Source organism: Mesoflavibacter profundi (genome assembly GCF_014764305.1).
GTDB classification, from domain to species: domain Bacteria; phylum Bacteroidota; class Bacteroidia; order Flavobacteriales; family Flavobacteriaceae; genus Mesoflavibacter; species Mesoflavibacter profundi.
Genome location: NZ_CP061703.1, coordinates 19,374 through 33,929, shown reverse-complemented (window position 1 = coordinate 33,929; position 14,556 = coordinate 19,374). Strand labels below are relative to the sequence as shown.

The following is a 14,556-nucleotide window of genomic DNA, read 5'->3' as shown; positions in this document are numbered from 1 at the left end:
TACAAATTTATACGGATTATGCTACTATGCAAGTAATAGCAAGGGAAATACCCATATTTGTTAATAAGTTGCGTGTTTTGTTAATAAAGAAGCTTGTTTTTTTGTGATTTAGTGTAAAATCAATAATAATAAGGCTTTACAGCATTTTTGCATTTTCTTCTAATGTAAATCCATTTAATAAAGATTTTACATCCATTAATCGTTTACCTGGTAGCTTAATTTCAATTATATTTATAAATCCTTTATTTACAGCTACTTTAATTGAGGATTTGTCAAAAATAATGCTTCCAATTGTTAAATTATGATTTTCAATTTCTTTTTCTGTTTGATAGATTTTAACGTCTAATTTTTGATCTCCGTTTTCTAAAATAGACCAAGCTGCTGGATATGGACTTAATCCTCTAATTTGATTGTAAATTTGATCGATGTTTTTGTTCCAATCTATTTTACAGTTATCTCTATTTAATTTATAAGCTGTTTTAATTGTAGCATCTTCTGGTTGAGGTATTGTTTTTACTTGTCCTTCTTGTATAAGTTTTATGGTATCTATTACAAGGTCGCTACCAATAAGCATTAATTTGTCATGTAAACTTCCTGCGTTTTCTTTAGGATTAATTTCTACTTCTTTTTGTAAAATCATTTCTCCTGTGTCTATTTTTTCATCTATAAAAAACGTAGATACACCTGTTGTAGTTTCACCATTAATTATAGCCCAATTTATTGGTGCTGCTCCACGATAGTTTGGTAATAAAGACGCATGTAGATTAAATGTACCGTATTTAGGCATATCCCATACTACTTTAGGTAGCATTCTAAATGCAACTATTATTTGTAAGTTGGCATTTAGGGATTTAAGTTCTTCTAAAAACGATTGATCTTTTAAGTTAGTTGGTTGTAATATATGTAATCCTTGTTCTTTTGCATATTTTTTTACTGCACTTTCATTAAGTTTTCTTCCTCTTCCCGCAGGTTTATCTGGAGCAGTAATAACGCCAACTACATTAAATTTGTTTTCTATTATTTGTTTTAGGGTTGCAACAGCAAAATCTGGTGTACCCATAAATACGATTTTTAAGTCTTTCATTTTATAAATGTTTTAATTTATATGTGTTGGTATTTGTTATAGTGATTATTTCTTGTTCTAAAAGCTCTTTTAGGCAATTGTTAATAGAGTTTTCGTCTGTTTTAATTAATTCGAATAATTCTCGGCTTCCTTTTGCACTATGTTCTAATAGTGAAATAATTTGGGTTTTTAACTGTTTTTGATCTAAGGTAGTTGTTTTGTTTTTGGACTTTATGCATACAGAACATATTCCACAATCTTTAAGATTTTTTTCTCCAAAATAATCTAACAGTTGTTTGCTTTTACAAACGTTATTATTGTCTACATAATTAAGGACAGCTTTAACTTGATTTACTTTTAGTAAATGTTGTTGTTTAATTGTTTTAGAAATTCTGTTTATAGTTTTATCATCTTCTCTTGGTTCTATAAACGTGATTTGCGCATCTGTTTTTATAACATTTAGGGTTATTACATGATCTTGTTCTAATTGATTTAATATAGCATATATCTGTTGTAGGCTAACATTGGCTTTATTAGCTATAATAGATGTATTTATTTTTGTTACATGATCAAAAATACCACCATAAGTCCTTAAAATAGACTTAACAACAATTGCTAAGGTTTTATGTTTTTCTAAATAATTAAATAACGCTTGATTTGGTAATATAAATTGAACTTCTGTTTGATTATTAAATTGTTTAGTAAGCGTAATTATACTTGTTCTATCTAATATTTGCAATGCATTATAAGCAACTAAAGCATTAAATTTATATACAGAACAAAAATGATTAAAGTTAAATTGAAATGTTTGAAAACTGCCTTCTCCATAAGAAATTTGAAAATAGTTACTCAACTTCCTGTAAATGGTTTTAACAACATCTACTGTTGGTAAAATTGAAATAAATTGCTTTTCAAGAATAGCTTTATCATTTTTATTTTTTAATATTACTGCATAGGCTTTATTGCTATCTCTCCCTGCACGACCAGCTTCTTGAAAATAATTTTCTATGCTATCCGGCAGATTTAAGTGAATAACGGTTTTTACATCTGGTTTATCAATTCCCATACCAAATGCATTGGTTGCAACCATTACTTGTTTTTGATTATTAATCCATTGGGTTAGATGTAAATCTTTTTCTGTGTTATTTAATCCACCATGATAATAGGTGCAACTAATGTTTTCTTGTTCTAAAAACTGACAAATCTCTATAGTTGCTTTTCTATTTCTTACATATATTATAGAAGATTGTTTATTTTTATTTAAAATAGCCTTTAATCTAAAGTGCTTGTCTTCTTCTTCAAAAACCATATATGCAATATTAGGTCTGTAAAAAGACTGCTCGAAAATTTTAGGACTAATAAAGTCTAACTCCTTAACAATATCCTCTTTTACTTTTGGTGTTGCGCTTGCTGTTAATGCAATAACATTAACAGTAGGTTGTAACTGCCTTAATATATTTATGTTTTTATAGGCTGGTCTAAAATCGTTTCCCCATTGGCTTATGCAATGTGCTTCATCTACAGCAATAAGATTAACATTCATTTGCCTAATTCTATCTTGTACAAGCTCTTGTTGTAATCGTTCTGGTGATAAGTATAAAAACTTGTAGTTGCCATAAATACAGTTGTCTAAAATAGTATCTAGATCTTTGGTATTAATTCCACTAGTTAAAGCAAGTGCTTTAATACCTTTGTTTTGTAAGGCTCTAACTTGATCTTTCATTAAAGCAACTAAAGGCGAAATTACTATGCAAATACCATCTTTAGCTAAAGCAGGAACTTGAAAACAAATACTTTTTCCGCCACCAGTTGGTAATAAAGCAAATGTATCTTCGCCATTTAAAACAGCGTTTATTATATCTTCTTGTAAAGGTCTAAACGATGAAAATTTCCAATAACGCTCTAATATGTTTATTGGATGTTGCATTACAAAGCTTTTACAACATTTAGTATATGATTGGCTCTTTCTTCAATGCTTCCAAAAGGAACATCTTGTAAGTGATAGTCGTATTTTTTATAAGTATCTAATAAGCTATGATGAATTTTTTTTGCTTGTTCAAAATTTTCATAACGTTCGTTATCACTTCTAAAAATTTCTTGCCAAGGAGCAAGAATAAAAACATAATCGTACGTGTTATTTTGGCAAGAAGTGATAAAGTTTTCCGGATACTCTTCGCTAGCATAATCCATGTAAGCCACAACATCTGGAATACCTCTATCTAAAAACACAAATTCATTATCACTATTAGCAGCATTAACATATTGTTGTTCTCTACCTTTTAAAAGTAATTCGCTAAATAATAAAGGTTTAGTTAAAAAAAGTTGTTCAATGCCATCTTTTCTAGCATCTAAAATGACTTGTCTCGAGATTTCTTCATAACAAGCATAACCACGTTTTTTAAGCTCGTTAATAATAGAAGATTTACCAGTTCCTGGTCCACCAGTAATGACTATTTTTTTTGTAATCAATGTAAAAGTATTTAGGTGTAAAAATCGGAATTAAATTCTTTAAAAAAAAATGTAAACAAAATGGTATATTTGCGACTTATATTTATACTATGAATAATACACCAAATAAAGACGAATTTTACGCAAAGTTAAAAAGCCAATTGCAAGATACAGCATTGTGGCCAACAGAGTATTTATATAAATTTATTGTTCAGACAGAAAAAACTAAGATAGAACATGTTGAAGTTATTTTTGATAATATGGGAGCAGTAATTAATACTAAAGAGTCTAGTAACGGTAAATACACTAGTGTATCTATTAGTGTAAAAATGAAAAATCCAGACCACGTTATAGAAAAATATAAAGAGGTCGGAGAAAAAATTGAAGGAGTGATTAGTCTTTAGTTTTTTTTTGTATTTTGCGGTTGCATTAGAAACTTCAATGCATAAGATTTAAAATACTATTCCTTTTTAATTTTGATAGATAATTTAGAGTATAACACAGAGCGTGAACATTTAATTATTCCAGAATATGGTAGACATATTCAAAAAATGATTAACTACGCAAAATCAAGAGAAACAAAAGAAGAACGCAATAAATTAGCCAAAGCAATTATAGCTGTAATGGGTAATTTGCAACCGCATTTGCGTGATGTTCCAGATTTTCAGCATAAACTTTGGGATCAACTTTTTATCATGTCTAATTTTGAATTAGATGCAGATTCACCATTTGACAAACCATCTAAAGAAGAATTGTCAGGTCGACCTGTACCATTAAGATATCCTCAAAATTTTCCTAAGTACCGTTTTTATGGTAATAACATCAAAACAATGATAGATGTTGCAAACACTTGGGAAGAAGGAGAAATGAAAGAAGCATTAGTTTATACAATTGCTAATCACATGAAAAAATGCTTCTTAAATTGGAATAAAGACACAGTAGAAGATCAAGTAATTTTTGATCATTTATTTGAATTATCTAACGGAAAAATTAATATCAAAAACTCTGAAGAAGATTTAACAGACGCCAACAGTCTTATGAAAGCTTCTAGCGGAAAAAAATATTCCAACAACAAAAAAGGACACAAAAAGAATAACCGTAACCGAAAAAGATACTAAACACATTTATGGGAACATTTAAAATTGAAGGTGGACACCAATTAAAAGGAAGCATTCAGCCTCAAGGAGCAAAAAACGAAGCATTACAAATTTTATGCGCAGTACTTTTAACTCCAGAAAAAGTCACCATAAATAACATTCCAGATATAATTGACGTAAACAAACTAATTACGTTATTAGGAAATTTAGGTGTTAAAGTAGAAAAACTTTCTGAAGGCACTTACAGTTTTCAAGCCGATCAAGTAGATTTAAATTATTTAGAATCTGCAGCATTTAAAGAAGAAGGTCGTGGTTTACGTGGTTCAATAATGATTGTTGGACCATTATTAGCACGTTTTGGTAAAGGATATATCCCAAAACCAGGTGGCGATAAAATTGGTCGTCGTCGTTTAGATACCCATTTTGAAGGATTTATAAATCTTGGCGCTAAATTTAGATACAACCGTGAAGATTATTTTTACGGTGTAGAAGCAGATAAATTAGTAGGAACCGATATGCTTTTAGACGAAGCATCTGTAACTGGTACAGCAAACATTGTGATGGCTGCTGTATTAGCACAAGGAACTACAACAATATACAACGCAGCTTGCGAGCCTTATTTACAGCAATTATGCAAAATGCTTAACAGAATGGGCGCAAAAATCTCTGGCGTTGGTTCTAATTTATTAACTATTGAAGGTGTTGATAGTCTTGGCGGAACAGAGCATACCATGTTACCAGATATGATCGAAATTGGTAGTTGGATTGGTTTGGCAGCAATGACAAAGTCTGAACTTACAATTAAAAATGTAAGTTGGGATGATTTGGGACAAATACCAAACGTCTTTAGAAAACTAGGAATTACTGTTGAAAAACAAGGTGATGATATACATATTCCAGCACATACAGATGGTTACGAAATACAAAACTACATAGATGGTTCTATTCTAACCATAGCAGATGCACCTTGGCCTGGTTTTACTCCAGATTTATTAAGTATTGTTTTGGTTGTAGCAACACAGGCTAGAGGAGAAGTACTAGTACACCAAAAAATGTTTGAAAGTCGTTTATTCTTCGTGGATAAATTAATAGATATGGGCGCAAAAATTATACTTTGTGATCCGCATCGTGCTACGGTAATTGGTCATGATTTTAAATCAACCTTAAAAGCAACAACCATGGTGTCTCCAGATATTAGAGCAGGAATTAGTTTGTTAATTGCTGCACTTTCTGCAAAAGGGACAAGTACAATTCATAATATAGAGCAAATCGATAGAGGTTATCAAAAAATAGTAGAACGTCTTAAAGCTATTGGAGCAAAAATTGAACGTTTAGAAGGCAATTAATTTTAATTGATTCCTGAAAAAATAAAAAGCATCTAAATTTAAATTAGATGCTTTTTTATTAAATACTTTTTTTTAAGATACTGCTTCTTTGTAAACCTTTAAGCAGCGTTCTCTTGCAGCTTTATGGTCTACAATTGGTTTAGTATAAGTTAACTTTTGATATTCTGGAACCCATTTTTTAATGTATTTGTGTTCTTTATCAAACTTATCAATTTGTGTGGTTGGATTAAAAATTCTAAAGTATGGTGCTGCATCTACACCAGATCCTGCAACCCATTGCCAGTTACCAACGTTGCTTGCCATTTCGTAATCGTGTAATTTTTCGGCAAAATAAGCTTCGCCCCAACGCCAATCTATTAATAAATGTTTGCATAAAAAACTACCAACTAACATGCGTACACGATTGTGCATAAAACCAGTTTCGTTAAGCTCTCGCATGCCAGCGTCTACCAAAGGATAACCAGTGTTTCCAGATTTCCAAGCTTCAAATTCTTCTTTGTTATTTCGCCATTTAATATTGTCGTATTTAGACTTAAACGCATTGGTTTGTGTTTTTGGGTAATGCCATAAAATTTGCATAAAAAACTCGCGCCAAATTAGCTCTTGCCAAAAGATTTCGTTTTTTTCTGCAATTGCTTTTTTCACCATTTTACGTACGCTAACGGTACCAAATCGTAAATGCGGACCAAGTTTTGAAGTCGCGTCTTTGGCAGGGAAATTTCGTTTGTCTTCGTATTCTTGGATTAACGTTGGTGTTACTTTGTAATCTGCAATTTTTTGTGAAGACGTTTTAAATCCCATGTCAGAAAGCGTTACATTTGGCAATCTTGTATTTTTTACCAAATTGTCTAAATATTCGTTAGTGTAATAGATGTTGAGGTCGTGGTTTTTAAACTTTTCTTTCCAAGTACGCATGTATGGTGTGTAAACCACGTATGGATCGCCATCTTGCTTAACAACTTCGTCTTTTTCAAAGATAACTTGGTCTTTAAAGGTTTTAAAATTGATATCTTTTTCTGCTAAAAAGTTTTCAATTTCGTTATCACGAGTTTTGGCGTAAGGCTCATAATCGTGATTGGTATAAACGGTATCTATTTCATAATCTTCTACTAACTGTTTAAAGACGTCTTTTGGCGAACTATAAAACATAGCAATGCTACTGTCACGTTCATCTTGAAGCGTTTTACGCATGCTTTGCAATGTATTAAAAATGAAAGTCACTCTTGCGTCATCTTCTGGTAATTCGTTTAAAATTTCTTTATCAAAAATAAAGATAGGTAACACAGGTTTATCTGCTTTTAAAGCATTGTAAAAGCCTACGTTATCGTCTAATCTAAGGTCGCGTCTAAACCAGAATATATTTAAAGGTTGTTTCATTTATTAGTTGTTGAAGTATTTAAAAGTTTTAAGTGTCTAGAGTTGTAAGTATTTAAAGTTAATGTTTTTTGTCTATCTGATTAAAATTTACCAAATAGTTCTTCTAGTTTTTTGGTACGATAATCAAAGATTTCTTTCAGTTTTGGTTTAACTAAAACAGGATGGACTAATTGTCCTAAAAAGCCCATTGGGACTTTATAATCGATAATGTCTTCCATTTCTACGCCGCCATCAATTTCTTTAATAAAATGCTTGTGATGCCACAGTGAATATGGACCAAAACGTTGTTCGTCTACAAAATATTCGCCATCAATAACATGAGTAATTTCCGTTACCCATTTTGTTTTAATTCCTAAAACTGGTGTGACAATATATTGAATGATTTGACCGGCAAACATTGGTCTATCTGCTCCAGAAAGTATATGAAATCCCATATAATCTGGAGTGATGACTTTTAAGTTTTTTGGATCTGACAAAAAATCCCAAGCTTCTTGTTTTGTGATTGGTAAATTTTGTTTTTGATGTAATCTGTAAATTTTCATATGTATTGTTTTCCGCGAAAGCGAAATCTTTTAATTGTTAAAAAGAATGTAGGCGTTTAAAGACGTTGCGATTAACAGCCAAATCATATATGGTAAGAGTAGTAAACTTTTGGTTTTCATTATTTTTCTAAAGCTGAAGAAGATATAAAACACAACAATGGTTAGAAGTATTATAGTAATTAATCCAAGTAAAATTAAATGTTGGTTGAAGAAAATGAAATTCCAAATAATGTTTAAAAACACTTGAATGCTAAAGGCTATTTTTACTTTTTCAGACGTTAATTGACTAAATAAATAAGCCATATAAACCGAAAAACATATCATAATAAACGACCAAGCTACACCAAAAACCCAACCTGCTGGCGTCCATGGAGCTTGATTTAAGTTGTTATACCAGTCTGATCTTGGTCCATTATTCATTAACCAACTGCCAAGACCTAAACTTCCAAAGTTAATAAACAGAAAAAAGACTATTTTTTTTAAAAGACTCATTGTTTTAATGCTTCTATTTTATTCATCACTTCTTGAGCTTCGGCATAAATTTGATCACTTTTGGATCTGTTAATGGTAGATAATCTATGCCATTCTTTCATCAGTTTTTCGTACTTCAGTTGAAGTTTTTCTATTTCAGATTTCGATTTAAATAGTCCAAACATTTATCTAAAGTGTTTTAAAATTTTGTTGTTGTTAGGTGAAGTCACTGAAAAATAATAATCGACTAAATGTCCTTCCGGATCTACTAAATATTTCTGAAAATTCCATTTCACCTTAGAATCTTTTGTTCCGTTTTTAGACTTTTCTGTTAGCCACTCGTATAATGGATGTTTGTTAGAGCCTTTTACATCTATTTTTTCTGTAATTAAAAATGATACGCCGTAATTAACTTCACAAAATTCCAATATTTCATTACTTGTTCCTGGTTCTTGTCCTCCAAATTGGTTGCATGGTACACCAATAATGGCAACCTTATCGCCATATTGCTCATGTAGTTTTTGTAACTCTTTGTATTGAGGCGTAAATCCGCATTTTGAAGCCACATTTACAAAAAGAATATGTTTTCCTTTAAATGCATTTAAATCTATGGGTTGACCTTGTAAGCTATTGATTTTTATGTCGTAAATGGAAGTCATATTTATTTCAGGTTTTGTAGACATTGCGCAAAAAGTGATTAAGAATGCTTTTAATACGTTCATTGATTATAATTTAAAACTAACAATACCACAATCTAATTTAAACACTTGACCAGAGACTGATAATGATTTATCCGAACATAAGAATGAAGCCATATTAGCAACTTCTTCTGGTTGTAAATATTTTTTTAATGGATGACGATCGCGCATGTTTTCTTCTTGTTTTTCATTACGCAATAGTTTTGACGCTAAATCTGTATTAGTCACAGTTGGCGCTACAGCATTAACTCTTACAGTTGGCGCAAGTTCTGCACCAATAGATTTTACAAGTCCTTCTACAGCACTTTTTGAAGCTGCTACACTTGCATGAAAAGGCATTCCTAAATCTGTAGCCACAGTACTAAATAATACAATTGAAGGATTAGTGCCTTTTTTGATGTTATCTAAATACTTTTGAATTGTTTTTACAGCACCAATAACGTTAATTTCAAAATCTGCTCTAAAATCGTCTAATTTTAAACGTCCAACAGGCTTTAGGTTAATGCTACCAGGACAATATATTAAATAATCTATAGGCTGTTCTAAATCTGGTAAATCTTCGTTTAAAACATCGCAGGAATGATGTGTTAGGTATTGATGAGTAAAATCAGGCTCATTCCTGCTAATGTTTGTCACTTTGTGTGTTTCTAAAAACTGTAAAGCAATTGCTTTTCCTATGCCTTTACTGCCTCCAACAATGACTAAATGTTTCATTTTAAATTGAAATTTTTGTTGGTAATCGTTTTTCTACTTTACGCTTCATGGCGGTAAGGCGTTTCATAATATCCATTATTTTCTCGTCTTTTTTCTTTTTATAAATCTGATTTAATTCTAAAATTAAAGTTTTGGCTTGTCTTGAAATTTTTACGCGGTCACTTGTAGATAGAGATCGTAAACTTGTTTGTTCAAATTCTAATGCTTTTTCTATTGTACTCATAGCTTATTGTTTTAAATAGTTTTGCAATTCGGTAATTTTTTGGGGATTATTAAATTGTCCACTGTAAAAGGTCGTAACAGTAGCAGAAGTATCATCTTTTACGCCTCTAGAAGACACGCAAAGGTGTTTTGCATCTATGATAACTGCAACGTCTTCGGTATTTAAAATTTGTTTTAAGTCTTCGCCAATTTGGTTGGTTAAACGCTCTTGTACTTGAGGTCTTTTGGCATAATATTGAACAATTCTGTTTAATTTAGAAAGTCCAATTACTTTACCTGAAGAGATGTAAGCTACATGAGCTTTACCTATAATAGGTACAAAATGGTGCTCGCAGTTAGAGTAAAACGTAATGTCTTTTTCTACTAACATTTGATTGTATTGATATTTATTATCAAACAATGCAATTTTTGGTTTGTTAGCAGGATTTAATCCAGAGAATATCTCGTCAACATACATTTTAGCAACACGTTTTGGCGTGCCTTGAAGTGAATCGTCTGTAAGATCTAGACCTAGAACGTCCATTATTTCTTCAAAAAGGATAGAGATTCGCTCTTTTTTTTCTTCATCAGAAATTTTAAAAGCGTCTTTTTTCATCGGAGTTTCTAAACTTGTAAATAGGTGATCGTCTCCAATATCTTCGACAGTAAAACCGTTAAGATTGTGACCATTTGTAGTCATTTTTAATTTTTCTTTTTTCATAGCATCTTTTTAATTGCTGTTTTCAATTTGTATTGAAACAAAGCAGGTTATATCTATCTTTTAGATATTTTATTATGTGTAATTTGTTTTTGTCTAGAGCATTTAAATCTTCCAGATTCAAAAGATCTAAGTTTTTGGTGCTTAGTAGCTCTTCCTTGAACGCGTTTTCGCCAAAGTCTAAAGCTACTTGGTTTCATCTCTCTACGCATCAGATTGATAACTTCTTGCTCTTTTAAACCAAATTGAAAAGCGATAGCATCAAAGGTAGTGCGATCTTCCCAAGCCATTTCTATTATTCTATCAATTTCCCTTATCGTCAAATTCTTATTCATTATATGGTATTGTTGAAAATTGTGCATCAAAATTTATTTTTTGGTCCAATAATTTTTTGAAAAACACTTTGTTCTCCTTATAGGTTTTGTTAGGTCTAAAATGAACAAACTTACCATCTGCATGTATGCTTGCTCCGTTAATTTTATATATAACAAGTTTATAGTAAGGTATTACCCATGTAAATCGCTGTAAACCTTTGCCTATATGTATTAAAACACCTTTTGGTCTTAATTCTAAACTACCATAATTAACATCACTAATGCGGTTTACAATAGCCTGTAAGTTTGGGCTAACTTCATCTATAATCATACGTTTAGAACCAACACCTTTTAATTTAAATGCTTCCCAAAGATTAAAAGGTTTGCCAACAAGGTCATTTATTTGTTGTATAATTTTGTTGTCTTTGTATGTTGTGTTGTAAAGCAATTTGATAAGTTCTTTTACCAAATATACAAAATGTTTAATCTTTATTAAAAAAAGTTAAACATTATTTAACACAATTTTTTGATAGTAGAATTATTCTAGGTTTGATTAGAATTAATCATCCTATTACGGTTGCTTAATGTATGTCGTTTTAAGATGCGAAGACTATCTTGTTTTACAAGTGTATCATCTTTCATTTGCCATAAAATATCACTTGCTTGTTTACGCGTTTTCTTTTCATTGATAATAGGTAAAGGATAGTCTTTACCCAATTCAAAACCGGTAATTTGTTGGTCAAAATAGCTCATTTCACTAGGATTATGAATAAATGGCGCTTCCAAACTTGCTAATTCTGGAACCCATTGTTTTATAAATTTGCCTTCAGGATCGTGCTCCAGACTATTTTTTAATGGATTGTAAATGCGTAACATATTAATTCCCGTTTCGCCAGCTTGCATTTGTATTTGCGGATAATGTATACCTGGTTCAAAATCTAAAAATAAACTCGCTAAGTGTTCGCTTAAATCTTGCCAAGGTTGCCAAAGATTATGTGTGAAAAATGAAACCACTAAAGCACGCATTCTGAAGTTTAAATAGCCCGTAGCATTTAAGCAGCGCATGCAAGCATCTACTAACGGAAAACCTGTTTTGCCTTCTTTCCAAGCATTTTGAAATTCAACGTTTACAGGTTTTTTAAGTTGATGAAAGCCTTTATTTACACTTTTAAATTCCATCGAATGTTCCATTTCAAACTTTTGGATAAAGTGTGCTTGCCAACGTAAACGCGACACAAATGCGTTTAAATGTCGCTTGTTTTTACCTTTTTCTCTTTCAATTCCAGCTGCATTAATAACTTGTTTTATAGATAAATTTCCCCAAGCAATGTAAGGCGATAATCGGCTACAACCTGTTCTGGCTTCTAAAGGTTTCGAGATATGGAACATGTAGTTTTTATAGCGATTTTTGAAGAACGATTGCATGTATTTTATTCCTGTTGTTGTTCCACCTTTTTGAAAATTTTTATTGTGAATAGTTTCTGCTGAAACGGTTTTAAACTGAAGTTCTAAAGCTTCAATTGAAGTAATACTTAATAACTGATTTTGTTTTGGCAGAAACTGAAACTCTGGTTGTATCATAAAACGGTCCCAATCTTCAAACCAAGTATTACGATTTCTTAGTCCGCGTTGCACACCATTATTAATATTTTCTATCCAAGTTATTTGTTGAGTTCGGCAAAATTCCGCGAAAGCGATATCTCTTTTAAAAGTTGAAAGTATACCTGTTTCCATATGTGAAAACACGTGTGTAATATTGAATTGCTTTTGAAGTTGCTCAACTGTATTTTCAATAGAATTATTGACGATTAAAACTTTGGAATTATAAGGTTTTAGTTGCTGATTTAAATCCTCTAAAGACTGTTTTACAAAATCCCAATGACGTTGGCTGTAATGTTTATCTTGAAGTAAAAAATCCTCGAAAGTGTAGAGGAGAAGCACGCTTTGGTTGGTGTTTATGGCATTGGTAATGGCTTCGTTATCCTGTAAACGAAGGTCGCGTTTTAACCAAACTATGCTAAGGTCGTTTTTCATTAAAAATTATCTGGGTTTTCAATAATACTTTGTGCACGTTTTTTAATATTTACAAGTTGGTGTTTATCCATTTTGTCTAGTAAACTGTACATCATTCCCATACGACGGTTATTGCCTAAAATGCTGCGTTTATCATCTAAAAAGTTCCAGTATAAGCTGTTAAACGGACACGCTTTTTCGCCTAATTTTTCCTTTTTATCGTAATAGCAATTGTCACAATAATTACTCATTTTGTTGATGTAACTTCCGCTGGAAACATACGGTTTTGTAGCAATTTTTCCGCCATCTGCAAATTGGCTCATGCCACGCGTATTGGGTAATTGTACCCATTCTAAAGCATCAACATAAATACCCAAATACCATGCATCAACATCGTCAGGATTTATTTGTGCGAGCAACGCAAAATTACCAGTCACCATTAAACGCTGTATGTGATGCGCGTAACCATTATCAAGACTGTTGGTTATGGTATTTTTTAGGCAATTCATTTTGGTGTTTCCTGTCCAATAAAACTCCGGAAGTTTATTGGTGTTTTCTAAATGATTTTCGGTTTTGTAATCTGGCATTAAAGCCCAATACATACCGCGCATATACTCGCGCCAACCAATGATTTGACGAATAAAACCTTCAACTTGAGAAATATCAATATTGTCACCATGTTTGCGCCAATAATTTAAAACAGTATCCACGATATTTTTTGCTGAAATAAGCTTGATATTCATCGCAAACGATAGTCGCGAATGGAATAAATAGACTTCGTCCGTGTGCATAGCATCTTGATAATCGCCAAAATGAATGAGCAATTCCTCACAGAAATATTTAAGTTGATCAAGCGCTTGTGCTCTAGTTATTGGATAACTAAACGTTTTAGTATCAAACTTACCTATGGTTTTGATATCGCTGTTTTCAAGTAATTCAACAATATCTGAAACATCATTTTTAAAATATTTATAAGTCGGAATTTGATGTTCGCCTTTCCATTTATTGCGATTGCTTTTGTCGTAGTTCCATTTACCGCCTTCAGGTTGTTTTCCAGCCATTAAAATGTCGTGCTTTTTACGCATATCACGGTAAAAATTCTCCATTAAATATTGCTTTTTACCTTTAAAAAAGTCTTTTAAATCATTGCGTTCGGTGTAAAAATGTTCTGTTGAAAACGCTTCAGATTCAATATCTAAAGATTCGCAAAATTCTGATAATTGTTGGTCTACACGATACTCATCTGGTAATTGGTATTGAAATTTTTCAATCTCGTGTTTTTTGATGAGTTGTTTTAAATTTTCTACTAAATCTTGCGTATTGTCTTTATCGTCTAGTTTGTAATAGTCAACTTTAAAATTATTCGCTTTAAGGTGACTTGAAAACGCACGCATTGCAGCAAAAAAGCCAATTATTTTTTGAATATGATGCGTTACATAATCGGTTTCTTGGCGCATTTCAAATAGACAATACACTACATTTTTATCATTGGTTTTATACCAACTGTGTTTGCTGTTTAATTGATCGCCAAGTATAAGTCTAAGTGTTTTCATG

General features: G+C 31.6%; 18 protein-coding genes. 3 read left to right on the top strand and 15 right to left on the bottom strand.

Annotated elements, in window-relative coordinates:
* Positions 1-136: 136 nt before the first annotated feature.
* From fmt to IFB02_RS00190, 3 genes are read right to left on the bottom strand one after another with little or no spacing between them, the layout of a single operon-like run.
* Positions 137-1,084 (bottom strand): methionyl-tRNA formyltransferase, encoded by a 948-nt coding sequence (gene fmt, locus IFB02_RS00200; RefSeq protein WP_191072886.1) that lies wholly within the window; start codon positions 1,082-1,084, stop codon positions 137-139.
* Between the two features lies 1 nt (position 1,085).
* A complete protein-coding gene (locus IFB02_RS00195) occupies positions 1,086-2,990 on the bottom strand; it encodes a RecQ family ATP-dependent DNA helicase (protein WP_191072885.1) in 1,905 nt (634 codons plus the stop codon).
* Positions 2,990-3,532: an AAA family ATPase gene (locus IFB02_RS00190; RefSeq protein ID WP_191072884.1), complete on the bottom strand. Its 543-nt coding sequence runs from the start codon at positions 3,530-3,532 to the stop codon at positions 2,990-2,992. The genes IFB02_RS00195 and IFB02_RS00190 overlap by 1 nt, the downstream gene beginning before the upstream one ends.
* A gap of 89 nt (positions 3,533-3,621) precedes the next feature.
* Between IFB02_RS00190 and IFB02_RS00185 the strand changes: the two genes are divergently transcribed.
* The 3 genes from IFB02_RS00185 (at position 3,622) to murA (ending at position 5,954) form a co-directional block, all read left to right on the top strand.
* Positions 3,622-3,915: a DUF493 family protein gene (locus tag IFB02_RS00185; protein ID WP_191072883.1), complete on the top strand. Its 294-nt coding sequence runs from the start codon at positions 3,622-3,624 to the stop codon at positions 3,913-3,915.
* 72 nt (positions 3,916-3,987) lie between these two features.
* Positions 3,988-4,629 carry a DUF4290 domain-containing protein gene (locus IFB02_RS00180; RefSeq protein WP_106689006.1) on the top strand — a complete coding sequence of 214 codons (642 nt, stop codon included), beginning with the start codon at positions 3,988-3,990 and terminating at the stop codon, positions 4,627-4,629.
* Positions 4,630-4,637: 8 nt separating this feature from the next.
* Positions 4,638-5,954, top strand: coding sequence for a UDP-N-acetylglucosamine 1-carboxyvinyltransferase (gene murA / locus IFB02_RS00175; RefSeq protein ID WP_191072882.1), 1,317 nt, complete (start codon positions 4,638-4,640; stop codon positions 5,952-5,954).
* Between the two features lie 72 nt (positions 5,955-6,026).
* On the opposite strand, the gene IFB02_RS00170 is transcribed toward murA, so the two are convergent.
* The 12 genes from IFB02_RS00170 to IFB02_RS00115 form a co-directional block, all read right to left on the bottom strand.
* Positions 6,027-7,331 (bottom strand): cryptochrome/photolyase family protein, encoded by a 1,305-nt coding sequence (locus IFB02_RS00170; RefSeq protein ID WP_106689004.1) that lies wholly within the window; start codon positions 7,329-7,331, stop codon positions 6,027-6,029.
* An 80-nt stretch (positions 7,332-7,411) separates the two neighbouring features.
* Positions 7,412-7,873 (bottom strand): SRPBCC family protein, encoded by a 462-nt coding sequence (locus tag IFB02_RS00165; RefSeq protein WP_106689003.1) that lies wholly within the window; start codon positions 7,871-7,873, stop codon positions 7,412-7,414.
* 30 nt (positions 7,874-7,903) lie between these two features.
* A complete protein-coding gene (locus IFB02_RS00160) occupies positions 7,904-8,365 on the bottom strand; it encodes a TspO/MBR family protein (RefSeq protein ID WP_106689002.1) in 462 nt (153 codons plus the stop codon).
* Positions 8,362-8,529: a Lacal_2735 family protein gene (locus tag IFB02_RS00155; protein ID WP_106689001.1), complete on the bottom strand. Its 168-nt coding sequence runs from the start codon at positions 8,527-8,529 to the stop codon at positions 8,362-8,364. The genes IFB02_RS00160 and IFB02_RS00155 overlap by 4 nt, the downstream gene beginning before the upstream one ends.
* Positions 8,530-9,066: a glutathione peroxidase gene (locus IFB02_RS00150; protein ID WP_370214443.1), complete on the bottom strand. Its 537-nt coding sequence runs from the start codon at positions 9,064-9,066 to the stop codon at positions 8,530-8,532.
* A gap of 3 nt (positions 9,067-9,069) precedes the next feature.
* Positions 9,070-9,756: an SDR family NAD(P)-dependent oxidoreductase gene (locus tag IFB02_RS00145; protein WP_106689000.1), complete on the bottom strand. Its 687-nt coding sequence runs from the start codon at positions 9,754-9,756 to the stop codon at positions 9,070-9,072.
* 1 nt (position 9,757) lies between these two features.
* Entirely contained in the window at positions 9,758-9,979 is a 222-nt protein-coding gene (locus IFB02_RS00140; RefSeq protein ID WP_106688999.1) for a hypothetical protein, read from the bottom strand.
* Positions 9,980-9,982: 3 nt separating this feature from the next.
* Positions 9,983-10,678 carry a GTP cyclohydrolase I FolE gene (gene folE, locus IFB02_RS00135; protein ID WP_106688998.1) on the bottom strand — a complete coding sequence of 232 codons (696 nt, stop codon included), beginning with the start codon at positions 10,676-10,678 and terminating at the stop codon, positions 9,983-9,985.
* 53 nt (positions 10,679-10,731) lie between these two features.
* Entirely contained in the window at positions 10,732-11,010 is a 279-nt protein-coding gene (locus IFB02_RS00130; RefSeq protein ID WP_106688997.1) for a TIGR03643 family protein, read from the bottom strand.
* Positions 11,003-11,458, bottom strand: a complete 456-nt coding sequence (locus tag IFB02_RS00125) for a hypothetical protein (protein WP_223878853.1) — start codon at positions 11,456-11,458, stop codon at positions 11,003-11,005. The genes IFB02_RS00130 and IFB02_RS00125 overlap by 8 nt, the downstream gene beginning before the upstream one ends.
* Positions 11,459-11,532: 74 nt before the next feature.
* Complete coding sequence (locus IFB02_RS00120) at positions 11,533-13,023, bottom strand: cryptochrome/deoxyribodipyrimidine photo-lyase family protein (protein WP_106688996.1); 1,491 nt, start codon at positions 13,021-13,023, stop codon at positions 11,533-11,535.
* Entirely contained in the window at positions 13,023-14,555 is a 1,533-nt protein-coding gene (locus IFB02_RS00115; protein ID WP_106688995.1) for a cryptochrome/photolyase family protein, read from the bottom strand. The genes IFB02_RS00120 and IFB02_RS00115 overlap by 1 nt, the downstream gene beginning before the upstream one ends.
* Between the last annotated feature and the right edge of the window lies 1 nt (position 14,556).